Source organism: Dyadobacter koreensis, from assembly GCF_900108855.1.
GTDB classification, from domain to species: domain Bacteria; phylum Bacteroidota; class Bacteroidia; order Cytophagales; family Spirosomataceae; genus Dyadobacter; species Dyadobacter koreensis.
On the sequence record NZ_FNXY01000003.1, the window covers coordinates 455,270 to 480,966 of the forward strand.

At 41.0% G+C, this 25,697-nt stretch carries 26 protein-coding genes; 19 read left to right on the forward strand and 7 right to left on the reverse strand.

The window, feature by feature from the left end; genetic code table 11:
- Positions 1-9 precede the first annotated feature (9 nt).
- The 7 genes from BMY70_RS10660 to BMY70_RS10690 all read left to right on the forward strand — a co-directional run bounded on the left by BMY70_RS10660 (position 10) and on the right by BMY70_RS10690 (position 4,296).
- Positions 10-441 carry a hypothetical protein gene (locus tag BMY70_RS10660; protein WP_143072082.1) on the forward strand — a complete coding sequence of 144 codons (432 nt, stop codon included), beginning with the start codon at positions 10-12 and terminating at the stop codon, positions 439-441.
- Positions 442-468: 27 nt separating this feature from the next.
- Positions 469-711: a 4a-hydroxytetrahydrobiopterin dehydratase gene (locus BMY70_RS10665; RefSeq protein WP_090335158.1), complete on the forward strand. Its 243-nt coding sequence runs from the start codon at positions 469-471 to the stop codon at positions 709-711.
- Between the two features lie 72 nt (positions 712-783).
- On the forward strand, positions 784-1,491 hold the full coding sequence (rsmI, locus tag BMY70_RS10670) for a 16S rRNA (cytidine(1402)-2'-O)-methyltransferase (RefSeq protein WP_090335159.1): 708 nt from the start codon (positions 784-786) through the stop codon (positions 1,489-1,491).
- Positions 1,492-1,531: 40 nt separating this feature from the next.
- Positions 1,532-2,743 carry an Lnb N-terminal periplasmic domain-containing protein gene (locus BMY70_RS10675; RefSeq protein ID WP_090335495.1) on the forward strand — a complete coding sequence of 404 codons (1,212 nt, stop codon included), beginning with the start codon at positions 1,532-1,534 and terminating at the stop codon, positions 2,741-2,743.
- Positions 2,744-2,750: 7 nt separating this feature from the next.
- Entirely contained in the window at positions 2,751-3,542 is a 792-nt protein-coding gene (locus tag BMY70_RS10680) for an inositol monophosphatase family protein (protein WP_090335160.1), read from the forward strand.
- A gap of 62 nt (positions 3,543-3,604) precedes the next feature.
- Positions 3,605-4,141, forward strand: coding sequence for a YfiT family bacillithiol transferase (locus BMY70_RS10685; protein ID WP_090335496.1), 537 nt, complete (start codon positions 3,605-3,607; stop codon positions 4,139-4,141).
- Positions 4,142-4,158: 17 nt separating this feature from the next.
- A complete protein-coding gene (locus BMY70_RS10690; protein ID WP_090335161.1) occupies positions 4,159-4,296 on the forward strand; it encodes a FeoB-associated Cys-rich membrane protein in 138 nt (45 codons plus the stop codon).
- A 42-nt stretch (positions 4,297-4,338) separates the two neighbouring features.
- On the opposite strand, the gene acs is transcribed toward BMY70_RS10690, so the two are convergent.
- The gene (gene acs / locus BMY70_RS10695; RefSeq protein WP_090335162.1) at positions 4,339-6,228 is read right to left on the reverse strand and encodes an acetate--CoA ligase; all 1,890 of its coding nucleotides are present in this window, start codon (positions 6,226-6,228) and stop codon (positions 4,339-4,341) included.
- Between the two features lie 248 nt (positions 6,229-6,476).
- Between acs and BMY70_RS10700 the strand changes: the two genes are divergently transcribed.
- Together BMY70_RS10700 and BMY70_RS10705 are read left to right on the forward strand one after the other, a co-directional pair.
- The gene (locus BMY70_RS10700; protein ID WP_090335163.1) at positions 6,477-7,697 is read left to right on the forward strand and encodes a THUMP-like domain-containing protein; all 1,221 of its coding nucleotides are present in this window, start codon (positions 6,477-6,479) and stop codon (positions 7,695-7,697) included.
- Positions 7,698-7,731: 34 nt separating this feature from the next.
- The gene (locus BMY70_RS10705; RefSeq protein WP_090335164.1) at positions 7,732-8,370 is read left to right on the forward strand and encodes a hypothetical protein; all 639 of its coding nucleotides are present in this window, start codon (positions 7,732-7,734) and stop codon (positions 8,368-8,370) included.
- Between the two features lie 57 nt (positions 8,371-8,427).
- Here the strand turns inward: BMY70_RS10705 and BMY70_RS10710 are convergent, their stop codons facing one another.
- From BMY70_RS10710 to BMY70_RS10720, 3 genes are all read right to left on the reverse strand, one after another.
- A complete protein-coding gene (locus BMY70_RS10710) occupies positions 8,428-9,108 on the reverse strand; it encodes a response regulator transcription factor (protein WP_090335165.1) in 681 nt (226 codons plus the stop codon).
- 143 nt (positions 9,109-9,251) lie between these two features.
- The gene (locus BMY70_RS10715) at positions 9,252-9,605 is read right to left on the reverse strand and encodes an ArsC family reductase (RefSeq protein ID WP_090335166.1); all 354 of its coding nucleotides are present in this window, start codon (positions 9,603-9,605) and stop codon (positions 9,252-9,254) included.
- Positions 9,606-9,638: 33 nt separating this feature from the next.
- A complete protein-coding gene (locus BMY70_RS10720; protein ID WP_090335167.1) occupies positions 9,639-11,036 on the reverse strand; it encodes a dicarboxylate/amino acid:cation symporter in 1,398 nt (465 codons plus the stop codon).
- A gap of 204 nt (positions 11,037-11,240) precedes the next feature.
- Between BMY70_RS10720 and BMY70_RS10725 the strand changes: the two genes are divergently transcribed.
- From BMY70_RS10725 to BMY70_RS10750, 6 genes are all read left to right on the forward strand, one after another.
- Positions 11,241-11,678: a hypothetical protein gene (locus BMY70_RS10725; protein ID WP_090335168.1), complete on the forward strand. Its 438-nt coding sequence runs from the start codon at positions 11,241-11,243 to the stop codon at positions 11,676-11,678.
- Between the two features lie 211 nt (positions 11,679-11,889).
- Entirely contained in the window at positions 11,890-12,804 is a 915-nt protein-coding gene (locus tag BMY70_RS10730; protein WP_090335169.1) for an ABC transporter ATP-binding protein, read from the forward strand.
- Between the two features lie 46 nt (positions 12,805-12,850).
- Positions 12,851-14,179 (forward strand): ABC transporter permease, encoded by a 1,329-nt coding sequence (locus BMY70_RS10735; RefSeq protein ID WP_090335170.1) that lies wholly within the window; start codon positions 12,851-12,853, stop codon positions 14,177-14,179.
- A 244-nt stretch (positions 14,180-14,423) separates the two neighbouring features.
- Entirely contained in the window at positions 14,424-17,402 is a 2,979-nt protein-coding gene (locus tag BMY70_RS10740) for a glycosyltransferase family 117 protein (RefSeq protein WP_090335171.1), read from the forward strand.
- A gap of 163 nt (positions 17,403-17,565) precedes the next feature.
- A complete protein-coding gene (locus BMY70_RS10745; protein ID WP_090335172.1) occupies positions 17,566-18,159 on the forward strand; it encodes a Crp/Fnr family transcriptional regulator in 594 nt (197 codons plus the stop codon).
- 151 nt (positions 18,160-18,310) lie between these two features.
- Complete coding sequence (locus BMY70_RS10750) at positions 18,311-18,745, forward strand: hypothetical protein (protein ID WP_090335173.1); 435 nt, start codon at positions 18,311-18,313, stop codon at positions 18,743-18,745.
- Between the two features lie 40 nt (positions 18,746-18,785).
- Here BMY70_RS10750 and BMY70_RS10755 read toward each other — a convergent pair whose 3' ends face one another.
- The 3 genes from BMY70_RS10755 to BMY70_RS10765 form a co-directional block, all read right to left on the reverse strand.
- Positions 18,786-19,979, reverse strand: coding sequence for an endonuclease/exonuclease/phosphatase family protein (locus BMY70_RS10755; protein ID WP_090335174.1), 1,194 nt, complete (start codon positions 19,977-19,979; stop codon positions 18,786-18,788).
- Positions 19,980-20,118: 139 nt separating this feature from the next.
- Entirely contained in the window at positions 20,119-21,288 is a 1,170-nt protein-coding gene (gene dnaJ / locus BMY70_RS10760) for a molecular chaperone DnaJ (RefSeq protein ID WP_090335175.1), read from the reverse strand.
- A gap of 99 nt (positions 21,289-21,387) precedes the next feature.
- Positions 21,388-22,005 (reverse strand): nucleotide exchange factor GrpE, encoded by a 618-nt coding sequence (locus BMY70_RS10765; protein WP_090335176.1) that lies wholly within the window; start codon positions 22,003-22,005, stop codon positions 21,388-21,390.
- Positions 22,006-22,116: 111 nt separating this feature from the next.
- On the opposite strand from BMY70_RS10765, the gene queG reads away from it, so the two are divergent.
- The 4 genes from queG to corA all read left to right on the forward strand — a co-directional run bounded on the left by queG (position 22,117) and on the right by corA (position 25,663).
- On the forward strand, positions 22,117-23,064 hold the full coding sequence (gene queG / locus BMY70_RS10770) for a tRNA epoxyqueuosine(34) reductase QueG (RefSeq protein WP_090335177.1): 948 nt from the start codon (positions 22,117-22,119) through the stop codon (positions 23,062-23,064).
- A gap of 74 nt (positions 23,065-23,138) precedes the next feature.
- On the forward strand, positions 23,139-23,552 hold the full coding sequence (locus BMY70_RS10775; RefSeq protein WP_090335178.1) for a DUF1761 domain-containing protein: 414 nt from the start codon (positions 23,139-23,141) through the stop codon (positions 23,550-23,552).
- A 118-nt stretch (positions 23,553-23,670) separates the two neighbouring features.
- Complete coding sequence (locus BMY70_RS10780) at positions 23,671-24,525, forward strand: universal stress protein (protein WP_090335179.1); 855 nt, start codon at positions 23,671-23,673, stop codon at positions 24,523-24,525.
- 58 nt (positions 24,526-24,583) lie between these two features.
- Entirely contained in the window at positions 24,584-25,663 is a 1,080-nt protein-coding gene (gene corA, locus BMY70_RS10785) for a magnesium/cobalt transporter CorA (RefSeq protein WP_090335180.1), read from the forward strand.
- Positions 25,664-25,697: the final 34 nt, after the last annotated feature.

Genomic DNA, 25,697 nt, shown 5'->3' on the forward strand with positions numbered 1-25,697 from the left:
TTACTACTCATGCATAGAACAAATATTATCGTGCTTTTCGTTTTACTTTTCTGTTTTAACTGTAAAAGTGATAAAGATCAGGCAACACCGGAAGATGATAACAATCTTATAAATAATGACTTAGCAGGATCTTATGAAGGTTATAAAACTTTAAATAAATCTCTATCAGATTCGGTGGCTGTATCACTTAAAGTAGAGAAAAATTCGGAAACGAAATATACTGTTACAGAGATCACGCCTTTTGCGCATTATTTCAATATTGATCTCAGCGGTTTGAATTTTACATATGATCGAGGAACGGGTGAAGATGATTGCGGTGCAACGCGTATGACCGGGAACGGTTATTTTAACGGAAGAAAGTTATATATCATCGAAACTACAAAATGCGTTAAGGCAAATTTCCCAGATCAGCATGTCGAATACCGGGTTTCTAAAAAATAAAAACTCAATAAATAAACTACTCAAACCATGTGGAAAGAAGAAGATGACAAATTAAAACGTACTTTCGTTTTTAAGGATTTTAAGTCTGCCTTTGCTTTCATGACGAAAGTAGCCGCTGTTGCAGATCGTTTGGATCATCATCCCTGGTGGTCGAATGCGTATAATAAAGTTGAATTTGAACTTTCAACACACGATGCGGGCGACAAGGTAACGGACAAAGACAAACATCTGGCTGACTCAATTGACGCAATTTATGCGGATATGGCTTAGTCTGTTGTACTGATCCCTGATTGCCGGGATGAAGCCCATTCTGGCCATCAAACGATATAACAAAAATATTAAATGAAACTTTACATAGTACCTACGCCAATCGGCAATCTTGAAGATATTACCCTTCGTGCAATCAATGTTTTAAAAAGTGTCGATGTCGTACTGGCAGAAGATACCAGAACTTCAGGTTCCCTGCTAAAACATCTGGGCATCAGCAAACCTATGCACAGTTATCATATTCATAACGAACATCAGAGTATCACACGCATTATCGAACGAATGTTGAAAGGAGAAACGATGGCACTGGTTTCTGATGCGGGAACGCCTGCGGTTTCGGATCCGGGCTTTTTATTGGTAAGAGAGTGTATTAAATATGGTATCACCATTGAATGTCTGCCCGGCCCGACTGCCTTTGTTCCGGCCTTAGTGAACTCAGGATTACCGAGTGACCGATTTACTTTCGAAGGATTTTTGCCGCATAAAAAAGGTAGACAAACACGTCTGCAAAATCTGGTGAATGAAGACAGGACGATGATTTTCTACGAATCGCCGCACCGTTTATTAAAAGCATTGCAGCAGTTCTCGGAATATTTCGGACCGGACAGACAGGCTTGTGTTTCCCGTGAACTTACGAAAATTTATGAGGAAAACGTTAGAGGAACAGTTCAGGAAATCATTGCCTATTTTTCAGAAAAAACGGTGAAAGGCGAGATTGTGATCATCGTGGGTGGAAAACCTGATGAAAAGAAAAAATCTTCCGAATACAGTGACGAGAATTAATATGACTTATCTAAAACCCTCTTCTAAAAATTCGAATCGGATGCATGTACGTTTCGCCTCATCGCTGGTAAGAAAAACAGCTTTTAGCTTCGCTCTTATTCTCTCGATCGTTTTTACGAGTCAAAAATCGTTTGCTCAATTTGCTACGCTAAGTCCTCAGGCCAAAGTTAGTCTGGTTACAATTGGGCCCGGACAAGAATTATATTCCGGTTTCGGCCATAGTGTGTTATGGATTTACGATCCGGTGACGGGGCTGGATAATGCTTATAATTATGGAACTTTCAGTTTTAAGGAAGGTAATTTTTATGTCAAGTTTTTGCGTGGAACTTTGCCTTACACGCTTTCCGTGGCGCCTCTAACACAACAAGCTCCATACTGGCAGGAGGAAAACCGGTCAATTAAAGAACAGGTCTTAAATCTTTCTCCAAGTCAGAAACAAAAATTATACAATGTTCTGGAAACGAATTATCTGCCGCAGAATAGAAAATATCAATACAAGTTTTTCTATGACAACTGCTCCACCCGCATGGTTGACGTTTTGAAAGCCGCGGTGGGCGATAGTTTACAATTTCCCGGATATACCAAAGACACGCTCAGTTTCCGTCAATGGATCGACCGGTATGCCTTCAAGCAAAAACCCTGGTCTGATTTTGGAATGGACCTGGCGATCGGTGCACCTTCAGATGACATAGCAACACCTGCACAAGCGACATTTTTACCTGATAATCTAAGCAGTGCTTTCGACGATTCTAAAATTAAAGTGGGTGGCCGGTATCTTCCGTTGGTTTCTTCTACGAGGGATCTTTTTGTGGCAACTCCCGTTGCCGAAAAGGAATGGCTGACGCCGATGGTTTTCTTCTGGACACTAGCAGTTCTGGTTTTAGCTTATACCTATTACCAGACAAAAAAAGAACAGGTCAACTTTACATTCGATAAAATTCTTTTTACTATTGTTGGCTTGGTAGGCTGGCTTATTCTGCTGCTTTGGTTTGGAACCAACCACGGAGTCACCACCTGGAATTACGACATACTTTGGGCGTTCCCGCTGTGGCTGCCGTTGATATGGTATATTTCAGAGAATAAAAAACCTGCATGGTTTCAGTTTGTGCTGATTTTTTATGCCATTCTGGTTATGGCTGCTACTGCCAATCTGGTAAAACATAATTTCGTAGTGATCCCGATTTTGGCGATTATCATCATCAGGATTTATTACATGAATAATTCACTTTCTAAAATCCCGCAAAAAGGATAGTATACGCATGGATCTGGAATTGCTCACAAGACAAACCATTGAAATTGTAAAACAGGCCTCTGCATTCATTCAGCGCGAAGCCAAATCTTTTTCCCGAGAAAAAATTGAATACAAAGAATTGAATAATCTGGTTTCCTATGTTGATAAGGAAGCCGAAAAGCTGCTAGTTGCAGGTTTAAGCCAATTACTGCCCGAAGCCAGTTTTATCACCGAGGAAGGAACAACCGGTATGGAACCGGATCCCGAAGCTTTAAACTGGATTATCGACCCATTAGACGGCACTACTAATTTTATTCACGGAATTCCGGTTTATTGCGTAAGTGTCGGACTTGCCAGAGGCAAACAATTACTCGCAGGCGTTATTCATGAACCAAGTCTGGATGAAATATTTTATGGCTGGAAAGATGGCGGAGCCTGGTGTAACGGCGTAAGAATGCACGTATCGAAAGTGCCTTCTTTGCAGGAAAGTTTAATAGCCACAGGTTTCCCGTACTATAAATTTGAAAAACAAAAACGCTACATGTACATTCTCGAATTACTTATGCAAAAAACGCATGGTATCAGAAGAATGGGCGCGGCCGCTGTGGATCTTGCCTATGTTGCGGCGGGACGTTTCGACGGGTTTTATGAGTATAATCTTAATTCCTGGGATATGGCAGCCGGTGTTCTTTTGATAAAGGAAGCCGGTGGAACAGTAACCGATTTTAACGGAGGAGACAATTATCTTTTTGGTGGTGATATTATCGCTGCGTCAGGTGGACATGCGGAGCTTGTCGCTACAATAAAAGAGAATTTCTGAGTTGCATTTTAAATCAAGAGCATCCTTTTGCTGCTCTCAATAATCTCATAATGACATTCATCATGGAACTTGAACAATTACGTTTTCCAATCGGCAGATTTACACCAAAGGAGAGCTACACACCAGCAGAAATAAAAACCAACATCCAGATTATCAGCGCCCTCCCTTCAAAATTTATTAATCTTTTGGGCGGTTGGGATAATGATAAATACAATACACCATACCGCCCAGATGGATGGACGGTTCGTCAGCTTGTTCATCATGTTGCGGATAGTCACATGAATGCTTACACGAGATTTCGTCTGGCATTAACAGAAGATAATCCAACAATAAAGCCTTATGACGAGGCACTTTGGGCGGAACTACCAGATGCAAAAGAAGCACCGGTTGAACTGTCATTGCAACTGATCCGGTATATCCACTTACGCTGGGTTCTGCTGTTAAACTCTTTGAATGACGCTGACCTTGCGCGGACTTATATTCATCCTGCCAATCAAAGCGTTAACCGTCTGGACGCAGTTATTGCAAACTATGCCTGGCACAGTGAACATCATTACCAGCATGCTTTTCAGCTGGCAGCGCGGAACAATTGGTCGTAAAAATCTGTTTTAGAAACATGATACAGCAACTTATTATTTTTATGCTTTTCCTTGCTGCCGCAGGGTTTATAGGAAGGAAAATCTGGAAGTCGTTTGATAGCAGCGGAGGATGTGGCAAAGGATGCGGATGTAGTACAGATAAAAAAATTGCTTAAAAAAATGGCAGATTGATCAAAACCAATCTGCCGTTTCTATTTTTACAGGGCGCCTGCTTTTATTTCTTCCACTACATTTGGATCAAGAAGCGTTGATGTATCTCCTAAACTTCCCATTTCTCCTTCTGCCACTTTTCTCAAAATACGACGCATAATTTTGCCTGAGCGTGTTTTTGGTAAACCGGCTACGAACTGGATTTTATCCGGTTTTGCAATCGGCCCGATCAACCGGGATACAGTCGCAGCGATATCCTTACGCATCATTTCAGGATCGTCAGGTTTATTTTCCGTGATGATGTAAGCGTAAATTCCTTGTCCTTTGATATCATGCGGATAACCTACAACGGCTGATTCAACAACACCGAGGTGCATATTGATAGCATTTTCAACTTCCGCAGTACCAATCCGATGTCCGGAAACATTCATTACATCATCCACTCGACCTGTGATTCTGTAATTTCCATCTTCGTCACGCAAACATCCGTCACCGGTAAAATACATACCAGGGTAAGTAGAAAAATAAGTTTGTTTACAACGTTCGTGGTCTCCGTAAGTTGTTCGGATAATTCCTGGCCAGGGAAACTTGATACAGAGATTTCCACTTACGTTATTACCTTCTATGATTTCGCCTTTTTCATCAACCAAAACGGGCTGAATTCCCGGTAAGGGCAAGGTTGCATACGTAGGTTTTTCAGGTGTCACTCCCGCCAGCGATGATATCATAATCCCGCCGGTTTCAGTCTGCCACCAGGTATCCACCAGAGGACAAACTCCTTTACCAATGTTATGTTTAAACCATTGCCACGCTTCTTCGTTGATCGGCTCACCAACCGAACCGAGCTTTTTCAAAGAGGACAAATCGTTATCTTTTACAAAAGAAAGACCAAAACTCATCAGTGAACGAATTGCAGTCGGAGCTGTGTATAAAATATTGACTTTATGTTTTGCAACGATCTGCCAGAAACGGCCGGCATCCGGATAAGTCGGGACACCCTCGAAAATCAGTGAAGTTGCGCCATAACAAAGTGGTCCGTAAACAATATAGCTATGTCCGGTAATCCAGCCGATATCTGCCGTACAGAAGTGGATTTCTCCCGGTTCATATTGAAAAACGTTCGCGAAAGTATAAGTTGCGAAAACCATATATCCCCCGATGGTATGCACAACACCTTTTGGCTTTCCTGTCGAACCGGAAGTATATAATATGAAAAGTGTATCCTCCGCATCCATAGGCTCAGCCGGGCAGACGGAATCCACTGTTTTTTCTTCTTCTTCCCACCACAAATCCCGTCCTTTCAACATTGAAACAGGTGTGCGTGTACGCGTCATTACGATTACATTTTTAACCGTTTTGCAAAGATCCAATGCATTATCCACCGTTTCTTTCATCGGTATCACTTTCGGACCACGGTATGCGCCGTCTGAGGTGATAACCATTTTACATTCAGCATCATTAATACGATCGGCAATGGATTTGGCAGAAAAACCACCAAAAACAACTGAATGAACAGCTCCAACACGCGCACAGGCAAGGACCGCAATAGTAAGCTCCGGCACCATGGGAAGATAAATACATATTCTGTCGCCTTTTTTTACACCATGTTTCTTTAAAACATTGGCAAAACGACAAACACGATCGTATAAAACGTGATAAGTTATGGTGACTGCCTGATCATCCGGATCATTCGGCTCCCAAATAATTGCAGGCTGATCTCCTTTTTCAGCAAGGTGCCGGTCGAGGGCATTTTCAGTTATGTTCAGCTCACCGCCTTCAAACCATTTTATGCTTGCTTCGGAGTAGTCTCCGCTTAAAACTTTTTTCCATGGCTTGCGCCACTGAAACTGCTGGCCAACTTCGGCCCAATAACCTTCGGGATCGTCCACACTTTGCTGGTAGGCAACCTGATACTCTTCAAAGGTTTTAATTCTCATGATTAAAAAAGGTTAACTTAGGAAATTGCTATAATAACCGACAATTTATAATTTTCATTTGGTTCGTCCAACTTAAAACAAAACTGAATCATTCAACTGAAATATTTAAATAAACCAATAATTTACATATATCCCTCTGATTCAAAGCAATCTAGGCAAAGTCAAGCTTATGAGGAATTTTTATAAATAAAAAAAGAGTACTTTCGGTTCCTAAAACAGGATTTCATACCTGTTAATAACAGGCAACAATGAGCGAAATTTCATCAAAAGATAACATACCAAATATTGGTTTTAACGAAGCCGAACTTGATTTTATACAAAAATACAAGGACGAAGACGTAACCAAACTGGTATTAAAATCAACTCAGTTTAAAGAGCTGGATGTTAAAAAATTAGCTGCTCAGATTCTTTCACGTCAAAAAGCATTAAAAAAATTACCGGAATGGTCAGCCTTTGAAAAGCTGATTTTCCCTCCGGCCCTTTCGGTTGAACAATGTTCTTCGGAGGCAACTGCGAAGTACAAATCATCAATTATTTCTGGCAGGACACTGGTTGATATTACCGGAGGAATGGGCGTCGATTCTTTTTATCTTAGCAAAAATTTTGACGAAACCCATTACTACGAACAACAGGAAGAAGTCGCAAAAACAGCGCTTTATAATTTTGATTTACTAGATGCAAAAAACATTACGGTACATAATCAGGATTCAATCGCTTCGCTTTCTAATTCAGATGGTAATTTTGACTGGATTTATGCAGATCCTGCGCGACGGGATGCCAATCGCCAGAAAGTAGTTTTATTATCAGATTGCGCTCCTGACGTAAAATTCCACTTGCCTATGCTATTTGAGCATACATCCAAAATCCTTCTAAAGACTTCCCCGCTTCTTGATATAGATTTAGCTGCCAATGAGTTAAAATCAGTAAAAGAGATCCACGTGATGGGTTATGAGCAAGAATGTAAAGAGCTGCTTTTTATAATAGACAAAGGCGTTTCGGACGAAGATTTCTTAATTAAAGCGCAAATTATAGATTCTTCCGGAACCGTAATTCATAGTGTTTCTTTCACCAGAAAACAGGAACGTGAAGCAGAAATCGAATTCAGTGGACCGCTGTCCTATTTATATGAACCGCATCCTGCTGTTCTCAAAGCCGGCGCATTCAAATATCTCGGAATCGCTTTCGGCGTGAAAAAACTGGCAGTTCATAGTCATTTATATACATCTGAAAAACGCGTCGAAAATTTTCCAGGACGGGTTTTTCAGGTCAATGGCGTTTGTAAACCGGATGCAAAGGAAATTAACAGCCACATTGCCGGTAACAAAGCAAACCTGACGATAAGAAATTTTCCTGCAAAAATTGATGACCTGAGAAAAAAGTGGCGTCTTAAGGAAGGTGGTGATTTTTACCTCTTTGCTACAACGCTTTTTGATCAGAGAAAGGCAGTAGTTGTGACAAAAAAACTATAATGTCTATTCAATTTTTGACTTAAATTTTTAGAAAATGAAATCTCAAATTCGCTCAATATTGGCGGCTGCCTTACTATTGACCACACTCTCGTTAAATGCCCAAACCATTTCTCCCGGCAAACAAACCATTGACAAGCAGGAATATTTCGGATTAAATCTTAATCAGAATATCGCAGAAAAATATCTCAGCAAATACTGGGAAAGTTATCTTGACAAGTTTGGGAAGGTAAAAAGTAAACGTGGCGTTTACAGCATCGAGAAAGCGTCCATTCCATCCGTATCAAATGCGCCAGTTCAGCTTACCAGTCAGATTAATTCAGGCAAGGATCTTTCTCAGGTTTTCCTGGCACTTTATGTGAACGGACAATATGTTACCAATGCTTCTGACGACATATATAAAAATGCAGAAAGTATTTTAAGAGACTTTTCTGATTACGCAGGCGTCCGCGAAGAAGCACGTGTTGCCGATGAAATTTTCACAAGTTCTGAAAAAAGTTACCAGAAACAAACGAAGGATAACGACAACACTGCCAAAGAAATAGAAAAAACAGAAAAGAAATTAACCGAGATGCGCGCGGAACTGGAAAAGAAAAAACTGGAAGCTGAAAATTCTCTTGTTGACTTACAGAATAAACAGAAAACGTTAGAAGCTGCAAAAAGCCGTGTAAAATAAATCGTTCTGATATCAATCGAAGGTGAGTCTGGAAACGAGCTCACCTTTTTTATAAACTTATATTAAATCAAATGCCCGGGCATACTCGGAAAAATCGTACGAAGAACTTATTCCAAGTTTTCTTTTGATATTTTTGCGATGTGCGTCAACCGTTGCAGAAGCAATATGAAGGGAATCACCGATTTCCGGAGAGCTTTGACCCAAAGCGACAAGCTTTAAAATTTCCTTTTCCCTCTTACCCAATCTGGAAAACTTCTGGTAGTTATTTCTTAGAAAATTATTTTCTCGCAACAAACGCTCTGCTTTTAGTGGCATATGTTTCATGTCGTCAATTGCCGTAGCAGTTGTAATAATTAGATATGGAGCTCCATTTTCATCCTTCAAAAAGATGCGGGTCGAGCTGATATACCAAGCCCAGTCATCCCGGTTTGCATGTTTGACCTGTTGCAAATAGGCCACACTTTGATCCATATCATTGTTCATCAGCATCTTTCTGAACTTTGGCCAATAATCATCAGAGTCTTCAATGTTGAAAAAACGATATTGATATTCAGCCTTTATTTCCTGCAATTCTTCCAGAGTCATTTCCAGTAATTTCAATCCCCTGGGCGACATATAGACAACAGAAAAATCGCTGATTTTAGAAATTATAACTATAACCGGAAGTCTGTCGGCTATGTCATCAATTGCTTTCACACGCTCAGCCACGAGGCTTTCAAAAGATCCTTTGAGCAGCATGGTTGGTTAGGTTACGATGATTATGGTTGAGAAATATAGTACAAATTATACTAACATTTCTGGCGACTAAAAATTTTCTGGCAAAAAATTAGCGGGCAGCAATAATGCTGCCCGCCAGGCAAAAAATGTTAATATTGAGTTATTTACAAAAAGGTTTCTTCATATTCCTTTTCTGAAAAACCAAGTGCAACTGCTTTTCCCGAAGCATCTTCAATAAGCGGTCTTTTAATAACAGAATTTTTTTCGATCATTAAATCCGTTGCCGATTTTTCATCCACAACGGCCGTTTTTTCTTCATCAGATAATTGCTTCCAGGTGGTTCCAGCCTTGTTGACCAGCTTTTCCCATGGATAATATTTGAACCAGTCTGTAATTTTTTCGGCGCTTATCCCTTTCTTTTTGTAGTCATGAAAAGTGTAGGGAATACCTTTTTCATCCAGCCATGTCCTCGCTTTTTTTACTGTGTTGCAATTTGGAATTCCGTATACGGTAAACATATGACAATCTTGGCCGGGGCCATTTAATATTAATTATGCGGCAATTACTTCTTCTTCTACTACCTTATCAGACAAATGCATTTTCTCGTCGTCAAGTTCCCCTTCCCAACGGGCAATTACGGCTGTTGCAAGACAGTTTCCGGTTACGTTTGTGGAAGTTCTCGCCATGTCCATCAGTTCATCGATACCCATCAACAATAAAACCGGCCACTCAGGCATTCCAAAATTTGCAATCGCTCCAAGTAAGATAACAAGAGTCGCGCGCGGGATACCGGCAACGCCTTTACTGGTCAGCATTAATAAAAACACCATCGAAAGCTGCTGCCCGATTGACATATCCGTTCCGGTTGCCTGGGCCACAAAAACCGTTGCAAGCGAAAGATAAAGTGTCGAACCATCCAGATTAAAACTGTAACCCGTCGGCATTACAAAAGAAACGATCTGACGCGGAACACCAAATTTTTCCATTTTTTCCATGGCCTTAGGTAAAGCAGATTCTGAGCTGGTCGTTGCGAAAGCAATAGAAACAGGCTCAAAAATATTCTTAACAAACTTGATAATCGGGATACGGGCAAAAAGCATGATCGGAACAAAAATCAATAAAATAAATGCGGCAAGCGCGCAATAAAGTGTCGCAAGCATCAACGCAAGATTTTTCAAAACATCAATTCCCATATGCCCTACGGTTTCCGCAATAGCAGCACCTACGCCAATCGGCGCAAAAAGCATGATGATCTTTGTGAATTTGAACATCACTTCTGCCAAGGTTTCGATGCCGGCAACAAATTTTTCTTTTTTGACGGCTGGAATTAAAGCAAGACTGATACCAAAAAGAACACTAAAGACAACGACCTGAAGAACTTCGCCATGATAGATTGACTTCGCTATGTTTTCAGGAAATGAGTGCGTAATGATGTCCTGCCAGGTTTGATCAGCCACTTTCGGCAATGCGGCATTCAGGTTTGCGGGAGGTATAATCCCCGCGCCAGGCTTGAACCAGTTAGCGAAAAACAACCCAATTAAAAGTGCAAACGTTGTCACAACTTCAAAATACACTAATGATTTCCATCCCATACGACCAACCTGCTTAAGATCAGAATGGCCTGCGATACCGGTTACCAATGTTGCAAAAAGAAGCGGAGCAATAACAGTTTTGATCATTTGAAGGAAAATCTGTCTCAAAAAATGAAGACCTGTTCCTATTTCCGGAAAATCATACCCGATTTCCGTTCCGACCACCATTGAAATAAGAATGGATGTCGTTAAATTTCTTTTAATAATTGCAAAAACGATGAGCCCTGCGATTGCAGCCCAGCGAAGTCCTACTAATACGTCTGTGGAAATAGAAATGATTTGGTAGGCGTTGAGTACTGTGGCAAGCGCAGCAATCGTGATAAGAGCCAGATTTACAATAGTAATTTTGTTCTTCATAAAAGAATTTTGGAGATGACGTAACAGTTTGGAATGGTAAACTTAGCTAAATTCGGATAAACGCATGCATTAAAGTTGTCTACAAATTCAACCTTTCACGAAATAAATTCTATACATTGGACGATTTAATTGAATATTTGTATTATTTTTTTTAGCTTTCTAAAAATAATCAATTGTTTCTCAACTTCACAAACTTCAACTATAATGGGTCCCAGACTTATTCTCGAAAACGAATTAGAACCAATTTTTTTAGGCAAATTCCCTCCATTCCCAGACGACGTTAAAGAATTTCTTGTCAAATATGGACCCTATTTCATTCTTGTTGCTGCGGTCTTCATGCTGTTCGGGCTTCTGGCTGCCTTCGGGATTGGAACCGCTGCCATTGGAATTGGTGTTGTTGCTTACGGCAGCGGATTTATGATGTACATCGGCTTGCTTATTGCGGCAATTATCGCGATCATTTACCTGATGGCCTTTTCTCCGCTCCGTGCCCGAAAAAAAGCAGGATGGAACCTCATGTATTACGCTTTAATCCTGAGTTTATTATCCAGCCTTATCCAACTCGCTTTGCTATCCGTTCTGATTGGTGGCGTGCTTGGGTTCTGGGTTTTATTCCAGATAAGAGATAAATATATCTTGTAAATAAAATAACAGTTTCAAAAAGAAAGAGTAAGCAGAAAAACTGCTTACTCTTTCTTTTTTACCACTAATCCGCATAATTGCGCATTTGTCAGTCTCCATTTTTGTAAACGCTGCGATACTTTGCATCTTTGGAACGCAGATTAAAATAGTCTGACTATCTTCATCATAAATTGCGAATAATTCGCAATTAAAGTCATTACCCTATACAAGAATGAATATTATTGAAGTACAAAACATTACGAAGGATTACTCAAATCATCGTGCTCTGGATGATGTTAGTATCAATATTCCAAAAGGCTGCATATTCGGGCTCCTCGGACCGAACGGGGCGGGAAAGACCTCCCTCATCAGGATCATCAACCAAATCACAGGCCCGGATTCCGGCAAAGTTTTTTTTGATGGCGAACCGTTGGGGCCAAAACACATATCAAAAATCGGTTATCTCCCTGAAGAACGGGGGTTATACAAAAAGATGAAAGTTGGTGAACAGCTCCTTTATCTCGCGCAATTAAAAGGCCTTACTAAAAATGAGGCCATGGAGAAGTTGAAAATCTGGTTTGTAAAATTCGATATCAAAACATGGTGGGACAAAAGTGTTTCAGACCTTTCGAAAGGTATGCAGCAAAAGGTTCAGTTTGTTTCGACGGTTTTACATGAACCCGACCTCATTATTCTTGATGAACCGTTTTCAGGTTTCGACCCGATCAATGCCAATCTGATCCGGGACGAAATTCTCGAATTGAAACAAAAAGGCAGCACGATTATTTTTTCAACACACAGGATGGAAACTGTTGAGGAACTTTGCGACAATATCGCCTTGATCCACAGAGCGAAAAAAGTCCTTGATGGTCCGAAAATGCTGATTAAGGAGCAATTTAAGACCAATACATTTTTTGTTGAATACCGCGGGCTTCTTAATGGTTTTGACCAAAAGTATCAGCTTGAAAAAACGATAGTGCTGGAAAACGATTTTCTACGAACTAATATTCACCTACCTGCCACTGTAACTGCAAACGAGCTCTTAACCGATCTTTTACCACAAGTGGAGATCCGTGCATTCGGCGAGAATATTCCTACGATGAGCGATATTTTCATGCGTGCGGTAAATGAAATTCCGGAAGCGTAATCTTCGTTTGTCTGCTACCTCAAGTACTCTTTAAAAATCTAAAAAAATGCGGAATATATTACTGGTTATTCAACGGGAATACATGGTCAGGGTCAAGAAAAAGTCCTTTTTGATCATGACAATTCTGGCTCCCGTCCTTTTTGTGGGAGGCTATGCCCTGGTTATTTGGATGGCAATCAGTTCGGTCGACAGCAAAACCGTGCAGGTCGTTGACGAAAGCGGACTGTTCACCGACGAATTCAAAGATTCAGAATCTTTGAAATTTTCCTATGTCAAAGGTTCTATTGATTCTGCCAAGGCACAGTTTAAAGACAGTCAGGCCAACGCGCTGGTATACATTCCTGCAAATGTGATCGCATCACCTAAAAGCGTCCGCATATATGCTCCGAAGAATGTAAGTATGGAGCTGAAATCAGAAATTGAAAAAGTAATTGAAAAACAGATTGAAAATATTAAACTCTCAGAGGCTGGAATAACGCATAAAATCCTGGAAGATTCCCGGGTAAATGTCAGTTCTGAGACTATCAGCCTGAGCGAAGAAGGTGAAAAAACGAGCAGTTCAGGTGCAGCAACAATCATCGGTGGTATCTGTGCATTTTTAATCTATATGTCTGTTTTCATTTACGGTACGCAGGTAATGCGCGGCGTAACGGAAGAAAAAACAAGCCGGATCGTGGAAGTGATCATTTCTTCGGTAAAGCCTTATCAATTGATGATGGGCAAAATTATCGGCGTGGCGCTGGTTGGCCTCACCCAATTTGTGCTCTGGATTTTCCTTACTGTCTCGTTGACGGCGCTGGCTACGACAGTTCTCAGTTCGAAAATGCCAAAAGATTCCCAGCAGATTCAACAGGAAATGGGTAAAATGCAAAAAGGCATGCCGGCTTCCAACATGCCGGGCGGTAACGTGGACAATCCGGTTGCGGAGGTGCTTGGAGCGGTGAACAGCCTTAATATCCCCCTGATTATTGGATGTTTCCTGTTTTATTATTTGGGAGGATATCTTTTTTACAGCGCGCTTTTCGGAGCGGTCGGAGCCGCCGTCGATAATGATGCGGATACCCAGCAATTTATGCTTCCGATCACGCTGCCAATTATTTTCTCTTTCGTTTTTGCTCAGTTTGTGCTGCGTGATCCTGATGGAAACCTGGCGTTCTGGACATCCATGATTCCGTTCACTTCACCCATAATCATGATGGTGAGGATTCCGTTCGGCGTTCCGGCCTGGCAGATCGCCCTTTCGATGGTACTGCTTGTTCTGGGATTCATCGGTACGATCTGGATAGCATCCAGAATTTATCGCGTCGGAATTTTGATGTATGGTAAAAAAGTAACGTACAAGGAACTTGCGAAATGGATATTTTACAAAGTTTAATAATATTATAATTTTTCCTTTTCACGTGCCTCCGACACTTCCCGGCTATATTTTTTACAGCCAAATTTGTCGGAGGCACTTCGTTTAACACTTTTTAAGACCACCTAACCCTTGCCGTTGAGGTTATTTTGCTAATTTTGAGGCACCGATTAAATATGCAGTTATTTTTTGGAGTACTGTGGCCATGTTTATCCGCTTTCACTTCCGGGACTTACCTGTAAACTTATAACCATAAACTATTATAATGACCCGTTTCAACCGTTCCAACAACCTTACGGGTTGGATTGTTTTCGCAATTGCATTTCTGACATACGCCCTCACCGTTGAACGAACGGCCAGCTTTTGGGATTGCGGCGAATTTATTGCCTGCGCATTTAAATTACAGGTACCCCACCCTCCGGGAGCTCCGTTTTTTCTTTTAATCGGAAGATTATTTTCGATGTTTGCCTTCGGCGATCTCACAAACGTTGCCTATTGGGTCAATATGGTTTCGGTTTTGAGCAGTGCATTTACCATTCTTTTTCTTTTCTGGACCATCACTTTATTATCCCGCAAACTGATCGGCAAAAATGACGAGGAACTGACACAAGGCGATATAATCCTTTTAATGGGTTCCGGAGTTGTCGGTGCTTTGGCATATACCTGGTCTGATTCATTCTGGTTTTCTGCTGTTGAAGCGGAAGTTTATGGGATGTCGTCATTCTTTACAGCGATTGTAATCTGGGCTGTTTTCAAATGGGAACGTATCGAAGACCCTGCTGCTGAAAACCGCTGGTTGATTTTCACAGCATATCTTGTAGGTTTATCAATTGGCGTCCATTTGCTTAACCTTGTTACGATACCTGCTCTTGCGCTTGTTTATTATTTCAAAAAATACCCGAAACCAACAGTCTCAGGTGGTATCGTTGCCTTTGTCGGCGGTCTGGTGATACTGGCAATTATCAATTCAGGCATTATTCCTGGTCTGCCCAGCATGGCCGGAAAATTTGAGATATTTTTTGTCAATACGCTGGGACTTCCATTCAAATCCGGTGTAATATTCTTTATCATTCTTTTCCTTGGTTCATTAATCTGGGGAATTATTTATTCTCAGAAAAAAGCAAAAGTACTTCTGAACACAGGGCTTCTTTCGCTTGCATTTATTTTGGTTGGTTACGCATGTTATCTGATGGTTCTGGTACGCGCTGAATACAATCCGCCAATCAATGAAAATAATCCAAACGACGTACTTAGTTTCGTATCTTATCTGAAAAGAGAACAGTACGGAAGCCGTCCGTTATTGTTTGGCCCTTCATTCGTTTCCCGCCCGATCAACCAAAAGCGTGGAGCGCCGATGTACCGTAAACAGGATGGAAAATATACGATTTATGATTACCGTCCCGAGTACGAATACGAACCGGGAAGCAGTATGCTTTTACCTCGTATGTATAGCACACAGGGAGGCCATCCGCAACTTTATCAACAAATGACAGGCTTAGCCGAAGGTCAGAAGCCGACGATGGGCAATAACCTGCAATTTATGTTCTCCTACCAGATCGGGCATATGTACTGGCGTTATTTCCTTTGGAACTTTGTAGGCCGCGAAAGCGATGAGGAAGGTGCCGGAAATCTGCTTCCGTGGGATGCATTTAAGAAATTCCCGTCAATCATTGAAAACAATAAAGCGCATGATAACTTCTTCATGCTGCCTTTCATACTGGGACTTTTCGGAATCGTTGTCATGTATTTCCGTCGCCAACGAGATCTTCTGGTTCTTGGGTTATTGTTTTTCCTTACCGGAGTTGCCCTGGTAATATACCTCAACTCACCGCCAACAGAACCTCGTGAACGTGATTATATTTATGTTGGATCGTTTTACATTTTCTGTATGTGGATCGGATTCGGCGTGATTGCTCTGGCGGATGGATTGAATAAATTTGTAAAAAGCGCAACGACACGTGCAGGCGTTGCAACGGGTCTAAGCTTAATCGTTCCTGTTATCATGGGGGCGAAAGGTTGGGATAATCACAACAGAAATCACCGTTACCACTCTGTTGATTTTGCAAAAAACCTACTTAATTCCTGCGCTCCGAACGCCATTCTTTTCACAGGTGGAGATAATGATACATTCCCACTCTGGTATGTTCAGGAAGTGGAAGGTTTTAGAACTGATGTGCGTGTATGTAACCTCAGTCTTTTAGGTACCGACTGGTACATCGATCAGATGAAACGTAAGACTTATCTATCCGAAGCACTTCCAATTTCGCTTGATAAAAATAATTATGCGTTTGGTAAAAATGATATCGTTCCTTTTTATGAAATTCCTAGTGTAAAAGATGGAATTAATTTAAAGGAATATATGGGACTTGTCAAGCAGGAAAACAAAGCGATCCAGGTTCCGTTGACAAGCGGAGATATGACCTCGATACTTCCTTCGTCTGTTTTGTTCCTACCGGTAGACACAGAAGCAATTAAAAAAATGAACATCATCAAGAGTGATCTTCTTCCTTATCTGAGCGATTCGATCAGCTGGACGGTTGGCAAAGGGGATCTTTACAAATCTGATCTGATGATGCTGGATATGATCGCGACAAATGATTGGAAACGTCCGATCTATTTCTCGTCAACATTGGGAGGTTCAAGTTATCTTAACCTGAAAGAATATATGCAGCTTGAAGGTTATGCCTATCGTCTGCTCCCTGTGAAAGTGCCCGGTGCGACAGATGGATATGTAAACTCAACGGTTATGTATGATAACCTGATGAACAAAATGTTCTGGAGAGATCTTGATAACCCGAATACATATTACGACAATACATATCTTGGTTCTCCAATTTTCACTGCACGTATCGCTTTCCTTCGTTTAACCGGTCAGCTGATTGCAGATGGGAAAGTTGAAGAAGCGAAGAAAGCGATGAATAAGGCGCTGTCGGTAATGCCTGACAAGAGCATACCGTACGACCAAATTTCTTCTAATTTCATAGGAACATTATTCGATTTGGGTGAGACTAAAAAAGCGCTTGAAATTGCTGAAACGATGGCTTCACGTTCAGATGAAAACCTGACGTGGTCGAAAGAGAATCCGACAACGAAACGTCGCGATAGTCAGGTTGATCTCTATATTTTGCAGACGATCGTTCATGAATGCCGTGAAGCGAAACAGGAAGTTGCGGCAAAGAAATATGAAGCAATTTTCCAGAAACATCTCGCCGCTTTCAATATGTACGGAGGCAGCGGACAATGAGATAATCATCTTTAAATAACAAAAGAGGGCCGTTTATCGGCCCTCTTTTGTTATAATCGTAAGTTTTTATATTTTTTGTCTGCAAAAATTACTAATTTTAAGTTCAACGGTATGAGAATCAGTAATCGGTATTTCTGGAAAAGCTTAATTTTCATACCGACCTATGCACAAAATATTCTCTTTGCTCTGTAACTACAACATTATCAGTGAGCGAACGTATGAAGCTGTTCTCTCAAAACTCATCACATCTGAACATTCTGACAAAACAATTTTGATTTCTCCTGACAAGCCACAGGAAATGGTGTATTTCATTGGTGAAGGAATTACCCGAAACTATTACAGTCGTATCGGGCAGGAATGGACTAATGGTTTTGATACTGTCGGCGATTGTATCATGACTTCTTCTAACTTCATTTACGATCAGCCTTCGATCGATTATGTAGAAACCTGTACAAATGTCGTTTTGTATAGTATTTCAAAGAAGAACTTCAGATCACTTATTCTACATTATCCTGATATGGAAAAGGTATATCAGGAGATTATGGAAAGAAGGCTTATCCGACTTGAAAAACGTATGCAGGCGCTCTACATGCTGACTGAAGAGGAATTGTACCAAAAGTTTGAACGAGAATACAGAGATGTTCAAACTTTCATTCCGGATCAGCATATAGCCAGTTATTTGCGAATGAATTTGGCGACCTTTCTGAGAGTGAGAAAAAAAGTAGAATCTGAAAAACGCTTGAAAGTAATGATGTGAGCACACCAAAAAGTTTTGTATAAATAAAAAAATATTTAATAAAACTTTGACCTGAAAGGTTAAGCTAATTAAGATATAGAAGAAATTCTAGTTTACAATTTTGATACTTGTTGCTAGCTTTGAGTCTGATTGAAATCTTACTTCCAAAGTTATGATAGGCCTTAAACAGAAAGCTAACTATTTATCTAATCTTTATTATTATTCCATATCAATTACATTTTTGTCACTTATGCTGCTCTCATGCAGCGAATCTGAATCAGCAAGTTCTAACATCCAGTATTTGGTTATCAACAAATCAACTGATAAAATAAATCGCTTAACTGTTTTTATTGAAAATGGGGATATTTTGACAAGCAAAGCTATTGATTCTGTCTTTCTTACTAATATCCCTGAAAATCTGGCTGTTAGATTAACATATGATATAAACAAGAATCCCGCCGCCAACGGTATTTACCGATTAGTTGCCCTTGGCTCGCGAAAGAAATGGATTACTACATTCGGAAAATTCAGTGGTAAAAATGATGAAGACCCCGATCACATCTATAATCTCGAAATAAGGGAGGATTCGGTTCTGGTCATTCCATAAAAAAAGAGAAGCTGACGCTTCTCTTTTTTTATGGAATGACCTACTCTAATATCACTTTAACCCAGACCAGCCGGTGATCAGAACTTGACTCTCTTTTCTCAACCAGTTCAGCCATCGGCTCCCCTTTTGCCGGCCAGAAAACACCGCTGGACGTTACCTTAAAACCTTTACGTGACGGCAGCACATAATCCGCTCTCATGCGCCAGAATGCAGTATGATTTTTTCCAAACGGATTATTGGGTGAATGCGCTGCTCCACCTTTACTCTCAGGAGCAGTATCGCTATTGACTTTTGGGCTTGCCAAAAGTGACTTGATTCCCTCAGCTACAGCATTTCCTTCCACAGGCGACGCGTTCTGATCTCCAAGAATTACAAAAGAAGAATTGTTAGGCAACCCACCTTTTTTACCTTTGTCGTCATAAATATATTCGTTTCCAGAATCGCTGATGTAATCTTTCCAGAATCGAATTTCATCGTGATTTCTCTTGCCGTTGCGATCTTCTGCCCCATCGAAAGAAGGCGGTGTTGGATGACTGGCCAGGAAATGAATTGTTTTATCGCCCACCTTGACCGGAACGTCCCAATGTGATTTTGAAGACAATGGAAATTCAGCCCAGGCTTGCTGCGTATACCAGTCTGTGCCGTCAGCCTTAAGCGTTTTCAACGCACCCGGCATGTCTTTCCATTTGAAATTCTGGAATGTACGCACACTAGCCAAATCAATCGGATACCTGGAAATTAACACCATTGCATATTGTCCGGGATATAAACCAAAACCCCAGGCATCAGCGCCGGTTTTGCTTGCCACGCCGTCGTTATCGAGATCATAAGGACTAGGCTGACCTGTATTTACAGTTCCATAATAATAATACGGATATTCGATTCCTTTGGCGCCGTCCTGCCCTTTTTCCAGATATCCTTTGATAAATTGCACAACACCGTCTTTCGGATTTTTGATATAATCAAATTCGTTTAGCAAGATCACATCCGGCCTGACAGTCTGAATAATCTTGGCAATATTTTTAATTTGTGCATTATTTCCGGATGCCAGCTCATCAATTAAAACTTTTTCAGAAATTCCAGCCGTACCCTTTTTTACATAATTTTCGGCTTCCATACTAACATTGTACGTCGCAAAGGTTAATTCGGTCGGTTTCTTCTGTGCTTCGGTCTGCATTGCTGGACAAAGCATTGCAAAACTAATCGCAGCTGCTTTTATTATATTGTGAGTCATATTTTTAATTTAAATCTGGAAACAAAGGTAAATCCGTAAAGCGACTAACGTGCCTTTTTGACGTTACATTTATATTAAAAATAAACGAGCCGGAATCATTGCTGAGCCGGCCCGTTACTATATCTGTAATTCAAAAAGATCAATGAAAGAAATCTTTCATTTTATCGAAAAATCCCTTTTCATTCTTTCCAGGTTTTGGCTGGAAATTTGGAGAATTGCGAAGTGATTCAAGTGTTTCGCGCTCATCCGAAGAAAGCTGCTGAGGAGTCCAGACACTGATATGAACCAGCTGGTCACCTTTTCCATATCCATTCAAATCCTTGATACCTTTTCCTTTCAGACGGAGAATTTTTCCTGCCTGCGTACCCGGATCAATCGTTATTCTTGCCTTTCCATCAATTGTTGGAATTTCCGTAGATGTTCCCAGCGCTGCGTCGATGAAGCTCATGTGCATGTCAAAAACAACATTATTTCCATCACGTTTCAGATTTGGATCTTCTTCTTCTTCGATCACGATCAAAAGATCTCCGGCAACGCCGCCTCTTGAAGGTACATTTCCCTTGCCTGACATGGAAAGCTGCATACCTTCTGCAACACCGCCAGGAATATTCAACGTAATCAGATCGTCCTGTAACAAGCGTCCTTCTCCGGCGCAAGCATCACAACGTTCGCTGATTATTTTGCCATCACCGTTACAAGTCGGGCAAGTTGTAGTAGAAACCATCTGGCCCAACATTGTGCTTACCACCTTACGTACCTGACCGGTTCCGTTACATCCTGTACAGGTTGTTAGTGCCGTGCCATTTTTTGCGCCGTTTCCTCCGCAGGTATTACAGCTGACATGACGTTTAACTTTTATTTTTTTCTCAACACCGTTAGCTACTTCTTCAAGATTAAGTTTCAGCTTAATTCTTAAATCAGAACCACGACGCACTCTTCGGCCGCCGCCTCCGCCACCTCTTCCAAAAATATCTCCGAAAGGACTTTCGCCGCCACCGAAAATATCACCGAACTGTGAGAAAATGTCGTCCATTGAAAAACCACCGCCGAATCCACCGGCACCAGCTCCTCCACCTGCACCACCCACACCTGCGTGCCCAAACTGATCATAACGCTGACGTTTGCTTTCGTCGCTCAGGATACTGTAAGCTTCCGCAGCTTCCTTAAATTTATCTTCCGCTGTCGGATCGTCAGGGTTTTTGTCAGGGTGAAACTTAATCGCCAGTTTGCGGTAAGCCTTCTTGATATCGTCAGCAGAAGCGCCACGATCCACGCCAAGAATCTCGTAAAAATCTCTTTTCTTTGCCATTTTAATATTTCAATGTGTAATGCATGCAGTCTTTACCGCAGTAAAAATTCAATAATGGATGTCCGTTACAGCATACATTACCATTATTAGATGATATGATTACGCGCCTACAATTACTTTGGCGTAACGAATCACTTTTTCATTCAAAAAATATCCTTTTTCAATTTCGTCGATAACCTTGCCTTTAAGGTCTTCCGTAGGGGCCGGAAACTGGGCAATGGATTCGTGTAGTTCTGCATCAAAAACTTCACCTTTTGATTGCATCGGTTTCAAGCCTTTCGATTCCAGTGTTTTGTATAATTTCGTATAGATCAAATCAACACCTTCTTTCAAAGCCTCAATTTCAGTTGAAGAATCAAATGAAACTTTTGCGCGCTCAAAATCATCGACGATTGGCAACACAGCCTTAATAACATCAGCGCTTGCACCCGAAATCATTTCAAGCTTTTCCTTGGCAGTGCGTCTGCGGAAATTTTCAAAATCAGCATACAGACGAAGATATTTATCTTTCAGTTCTGCAACTTCTGTTTTATGAGCTTCTGCCGGATCAACTTCTTCAATCTCTCCGATTACTTCACCGGCATTGTCCATTGGGAGGCCATTTTCTGCAACTTTTTTTTCTTCGTTTTCCACATTGTCAGTATTTACTGAATTGGCATCCTCATTTATTTGGTTTTCCATGTCCTTTTCTATGTTGTCTTCTGTATTTTTCGGCATAGTTTTCCTGCACTTGCATGAATTTTCATGTACCGCAGTATACTAAATTACTTTGCCAGCCCAAAAAAACTGACAAGATGACATTCCGACTGCATTTCGTAACTTTGCAGAATGACAACAGAAGATCTTGTACGCGCGGAAAGAAGCCAGTTTATTAAATCGAAAGCAGCCGAAATTGGTTTCGATTTTTGCGGGATTTCCAAAGCTGAATTTCTGGAAGAAGAGGCACCGAGGCTTGAAAACTGGCTGAACCGGAATAATCATGGCGCAATGTCTTATATGGCCAACCATTTCGATAAACGTCTCGATCCTAGAAAACTTGTCGAAGGTGCCGAGTGTGTTATTTCTGTTTTATTAAATTATTATCCCTCCGAAAGACTTCCGGAGGGAGCGGATGATCTTAAACTTTCCAAATATGCTTATGGAAAAGATTATCATTTTGTGCTGAAAGAAAAACTTCAACTTCTGCTGGAAGCAATTCAGGAAGAAATTGGCGAGGTAAATGGTCGAATTTTTGTCGACTCTGCGCCGGTTATGGATAAAGTATGGGCAGCAAAGAGCGGCCTGGGCTGGGTTGGCCGTCATTCCAATTTACTCAATCGCGATATGGGCAGTTTTTTCTTTATCGGTGAAATTATCTGTGATCTGAAACTTGCTTACGATGGTGCTATAAAAGATTATTGCGGAACCTGCACACGCTGTATTGACGCCTGCCCAACCGACGCTATTACTGAACCCTATGTAGTGGACGGCAGCAAATGCATCAGTTATTATACCATAGAATTAAAGGACGCCATTCCCGAAGACGTTAAGGGAAAATTTAATAACTGGATTTTCGGCTGCGATATTTGCCAGGATGTCTGCCCTTGGAACCGTTTTTCCCAGCCTACAAAAATTCCGGAGTTCTCTCTGTCTCAGGAATTAGGAGCTTTCAAAAAAAATGACTGGGAGGAAATCACAGAAGAAATTTTTCGTGAACTATTCAGGCGCTCGCCGCTCAAGCGAACGAAGTATGACGGATTAAAAAGAAATATTGACTTTCTTAAACCGTTACAATAAGAAGACCCCTGATACATCAACCGATTATCAGTGGCTTCATATTCCTGTTTGATGACTGAATAAAACACTCTGATATGAGAAAACAATCCGTCAATCTTTGGGCAGTGTTGGTTTGTGTGGTAATTGGACAAATCATTCCTGCCTTATGGTATTATATTTTTTCTGAGGAATGGACTGCATTAAATGGTCTGGGCAAGCAACCAATGCCATCCGCAATGAGTCCGGTTCCTTATTTGTCCAGCATTGTCTCTACGTCCTTCATGGCTTACACAATGGCCTGGGTATTCACAAAGATTCCAATCAAATCAGGATATATCGGTTTTCTGATCGGTCTGCTTTTCGGGACTGTTTTTGTTTTATTCGAAACTGTAGTTAAAGACATGTTTTCTATGCGACCGCTCGAGCTCTCACTGATCGACGGTGGCGTAAGTGTGGTGGTTTACAGTATAACGGGCTTTATCTTAGGCGTCTGGCGTAAATATGAATAAATTTCATGACGAGTATCATACAGTCCTGGCATCATTCTTTACGATTTCATAATACGTTATAAGAACTATTCTGGTATATTAGACTTAACTAATATACCCCCTACGAAATCTGATTATTATGAACCGGATACTTATTCCCATCGACTTTTCTGAAAATGCAGAACGTGCATTGGCCGCAGCAAAAATTTTAGCGGATAAAGAAAATACTCAGCTTTTTATTTTACATGCGTACCAGCCTTATATTCCGGACGTAAGTGTAATGCCAGGTAGTGTTCTGCCAGGAATCGGATCGCCGGATTATTCTTACATAGGTGATGATCTTGAAGCCAATTTCCGCCACCAGCTGGATGGATATGTCTCAGCAATCACCGCAGAGGGTTATAAGGCAGAAGCTGTCTGGTCGGTTGGAGGTATTCAAGCCGCAGTTGAAGATGCTGTAAAAGAATACAAGCCGGATTTAATAGTGACCGGAAGAACCGGAACTGGTGGTTTTCTTGACAAATTGATCGGTAGCTCGGCAACTCATATTGCGCTTCATTCGCCCTGTCCGGTTATGATTATTCCGCCACAAGCTGAACCAAAGAGATTCAGTAAAGTAGTATATGCCACGCAGTTTGAATATGCTGAAAATGATATTCTGCGCGAAGTTTTTATTCTGATGAACCATCTGGGGAGTAAGTTAACCCTTCTGAAAGTAAATGCTGATTCCCAGCCGGATATCCAGCCAGACAATCAATACCTGGCTGACATTAAAGGGGAATTTATTATCGGCGAAGACGAAGTGGTTTACAGAAAGGCTGACAGTGTTCTGGATGGCATTGAGGATTATTGTGATGAAGTCAATGCTGATCTTTTAATTATGTCAACCAGAGAACGTTCTTTTATTGAAGAATTTCTTATCAATCCGAGTGTAACAAAAAAACTGGTCGTGGACACCCATGTTCCTTTGTTAATTTATCATCTTCGCGAATAATTCAGTGAAGATCAAAACCATAAATCCATCCAGGTAATATCGTCTCAGTATATTTAGAATGTCGAAACGGAAGCATCGCCCAAAACGGGAGAATTTATTAACCTCACCGGGTACTTTAACTTACATCGGGCCAGATAATGAGTTAAAAACCAAGATTCGAAAGATTCAGTATAGTGAGAAATTCTATAAAAATGAAGCTGTCACAAGTCTTGCAGAATGTGCGGCAAATCCAAGTTTAGAACCACATATTACCTGGCTGGATGTTGATGGAATTCATGAAACGGCTCTCGTTGGAAAAATTGGCACTCTCTATCATCTTCATCCATTAATTTTAGAAGATATCGTTAATACCGAACATAAACCCAAACTGGAAGTTTATGATACCGGGTATATATTTTTAACTTTAAAAATGCTTCACGTAGATTCAGAAGAGCCTTTGGAAATTTCTTCTGAACATGTAAGTTTCGTTACCGGCAAGGATTATCTTATTTCATTTCAGGAGGAACGTTCGGATGATATTTTCAATCCGGTTATCGAACGCTTAAACGCCTCTGTCGGAAAAACTCGTCGGAATGGCACTGATTATCTCGTTTTCGCACTCATGGACGTGATTGTGGATAATTACTTTCTGGTGCTGGAAAAATTTGGAGAAAAGCTCGATCTGGTCGAAGAAAGTATCATCAGTGGTTCTAAAAGAGAGTCCCTGAACGACCTGTATGCGTTAAAGAGAGAGCTTACTTTCGTAAGGCGGGCTATCTGGCCGCTTCGTGATATGATCAATCAACTAATTCGGGAGGATAATTCTCTAATCAGTAAAGAAGTCGTTCCCTATTACCGTGATTTATATGATCACACCATGCAGGCACTTGATACGGTAGATTCTTATCGGGAACTTCTGGCTAGTCTGGCTGACGTTCATCTGTCGACCATAAGTAACCGGATGAATGCTGTTATGAAAACACTTACTATCTTTTCTGCTATTTTCATGCCTCTGACTTTCATTGTGGGAGTGTATGGAATGAACTTTGAGAACATGCCCGAGTTGAAAAATCCATATGGATATTATTATACCTGGGGCGTCATGGCGATTGTTACGGTAGGAATGATTTTATATTTCAAGGCAAAAAAGTGGATGTAGAATGTTATAATTCCAGCCTCATTTTCCGATCGTT

Excerpts from the sequence above, each read along its gene's own strand:
- rsmI (WP_090335159.1), top strand. The coding sequence starts at position 784 with ATGAAACTTTACATAGTACCTACGCCAATCGGCAATCTTGAAGATATT.
- corA (WP_090335180.1), top strand. The coding sequence starts at position 24,584 with ATGTCGAAACGGAAGCATCGCCCAAAACGGGAGAATTTATTAACCTCA.
- BMY70_RS10705 (WP_090335164.1), top strand. The coding sequence starts at position 7,732 with ATGAAATCTCAAATTCGCTCAATATTGGCGGCTGCCTTACTATTGACC.
- BMY70_RS10775 (WP_090335178.1), top strand. The coding sequence starts at position 23,139 with ATGAGAAAACAATCCGTCAATCTTTGGGCAGTGTTGGTTTGTGTGGTA.
- BMY70_RS10680 (WP_090335160.1), top strand. The coding sequence starts at position 2,751 with ATGGATCTGGAATTGCTCACAAGACAAACCATTGAAATTGTAAAACAG.
- BMY70_RS10690 (WP_090335161.1), top strand. The coding sequence starts at position 4,159 with ATGATACAGCAACTTATTATTTTTATGCTTTTCCTTGCTGCCGCAGGG.
- BMY70_RS10745 (WP_090335172.1), top strand. The coding sequence starts at position 17,566 with ATGCACAAAATATTCTCTTTGCTCTGTAACTACAACATTATCAGTGAG.
- BMY70_RS10710 (WP_090335165.1), bottom strand. The coding sequence starts at position 9,108 with ATGCTGCTCAAAGGATCTTTTGAAAGCCTCGTGGCTGAGCGTGTGAAA.
- BMY70_RS10675 (WP_090335495.1), top strand. The coding sequence starts at position 1,532 with ATGCATGTACGTTTCGCCTCATCGCTGGTAAGAAAAACAGCTTTTAGC.
- BMY70_RS10735 (WP_090335170.1), top strand. The coding sequence starts at position 12,851 with ATGCGGAATATATTACTGGTTATTCAACGGGAATACATGGTCAGGGTC.
- BMY70_RS10750 (WP_090335173.1), top strand. The coding sequence starts at position 18,311 with ATGATAGGCCTTAAACAGAAAGCTAACTATTTATCTAATCTTTATTAT.
- dnaJ (WP_090335175.1), bottom strand. The coding sequence starts at position 21,288 with ATGGCAAAGAAAAGAGATTTTTACGAGATTCTTGGCGTGGATCGTGGC.
- BMY70_RS10660 (WP_143072082.1), top strand. The coding sequence starts at position 10 with ATGCATAGAACAAATATTATCGTGCTTTTCGTTTTACTTTTCTGTTTT.
- BMY70_RS10700 (WP_090335163.1), top strand. The coding sequence starts at position 6,477 with ATGAGCGAAATTTCATCAAAAGATAACATACCAAATATTGGTTTTAAC.
- BMY70_RS10765 (WP_090335176.1), bottom strand. The coding sequence starts at position 22,005 with ATGCCGAAAAATACAGAAGACAACATAGAAAAGGACATGGAAAACCAA.
- BMY70_RS10780 (WP_090335179.1), top strand. The coding sequence starts at position 23,671 with ATGAACCGGATACTTATTCCCATCGACTTTTCTGAAAATGCAGAACGT.
- BMY70_RS10740 (WP_090335171.1), top strand. The coding sequence starts at position 14,424 with ATGACCCGTTTCAACCGTTCCAACAACCTTACGGGTTGGATTGTTTTC.
- BMY70_RS10755 (WP_090335174.1), bottom strand. The coding sequence starts at position 19,979 with ATGACTCACAATATAATAAAAGCAGCTGCGATTAGTTTTGCAATGCTT.
- BMY70_RS10725 (WP_090335168.1), top strand. The coding sequence starts at position 11,241 with ATGGGTCCCAGACTTATTCTCGAAAACGAATTAGAACCAATTTTTTTA.
- BMY70_RS10715 (WP_090335166.1), bottom strand. The coding sequence starts at position 9,605 with ATGTTTACCGTATACGGAATTCCAAATTGCAACACAGTAAAAAAAGCG.
- BMY70_RS10720 (WP_090335167.1), bottom strand. The coding sequence starts at position 11,036 with ATGAAGAACAAAATTACTATTGTAAATCTGGCTCTTATCACGATTGCT.
- queG (WP_090335177.1), top strand. The coding sequence starts at position 22,117 with ATGACAACAGAAGATCTTGTACGCGCGGAAAGAAGCCAGTTTATTAAA.
- BMY70_RS10685 (WP_090335496.1), top strand. The coding sequence starts at position 3,605 with ATGGAACTTGAACAATTACGTTTTCCAATCGGCAGATTTACACCAAAG.
- BMY70_RS10665 (WP_090335158.1), top strand. The coding sequence starts at position 469 with ATGTGGAAAGAAGAAGATGACAAATTAAAACGTACTTTCGTTTTTAAG.
- acs (WP_090335162.1), bottom strand. The coding sequence starts at position 6,228 with ATGAGAATTAAAACCTTTGAAGAGTATCAGGTTGCCTACCAGCAAAGT.
- BMY70_RS10730 (WP_090335169.1), top strand. The coding sequence starts at position 11,890 with ATGAATATTATTGAAGTACAAAACATTACGAAGGATTACTCAAATCAT.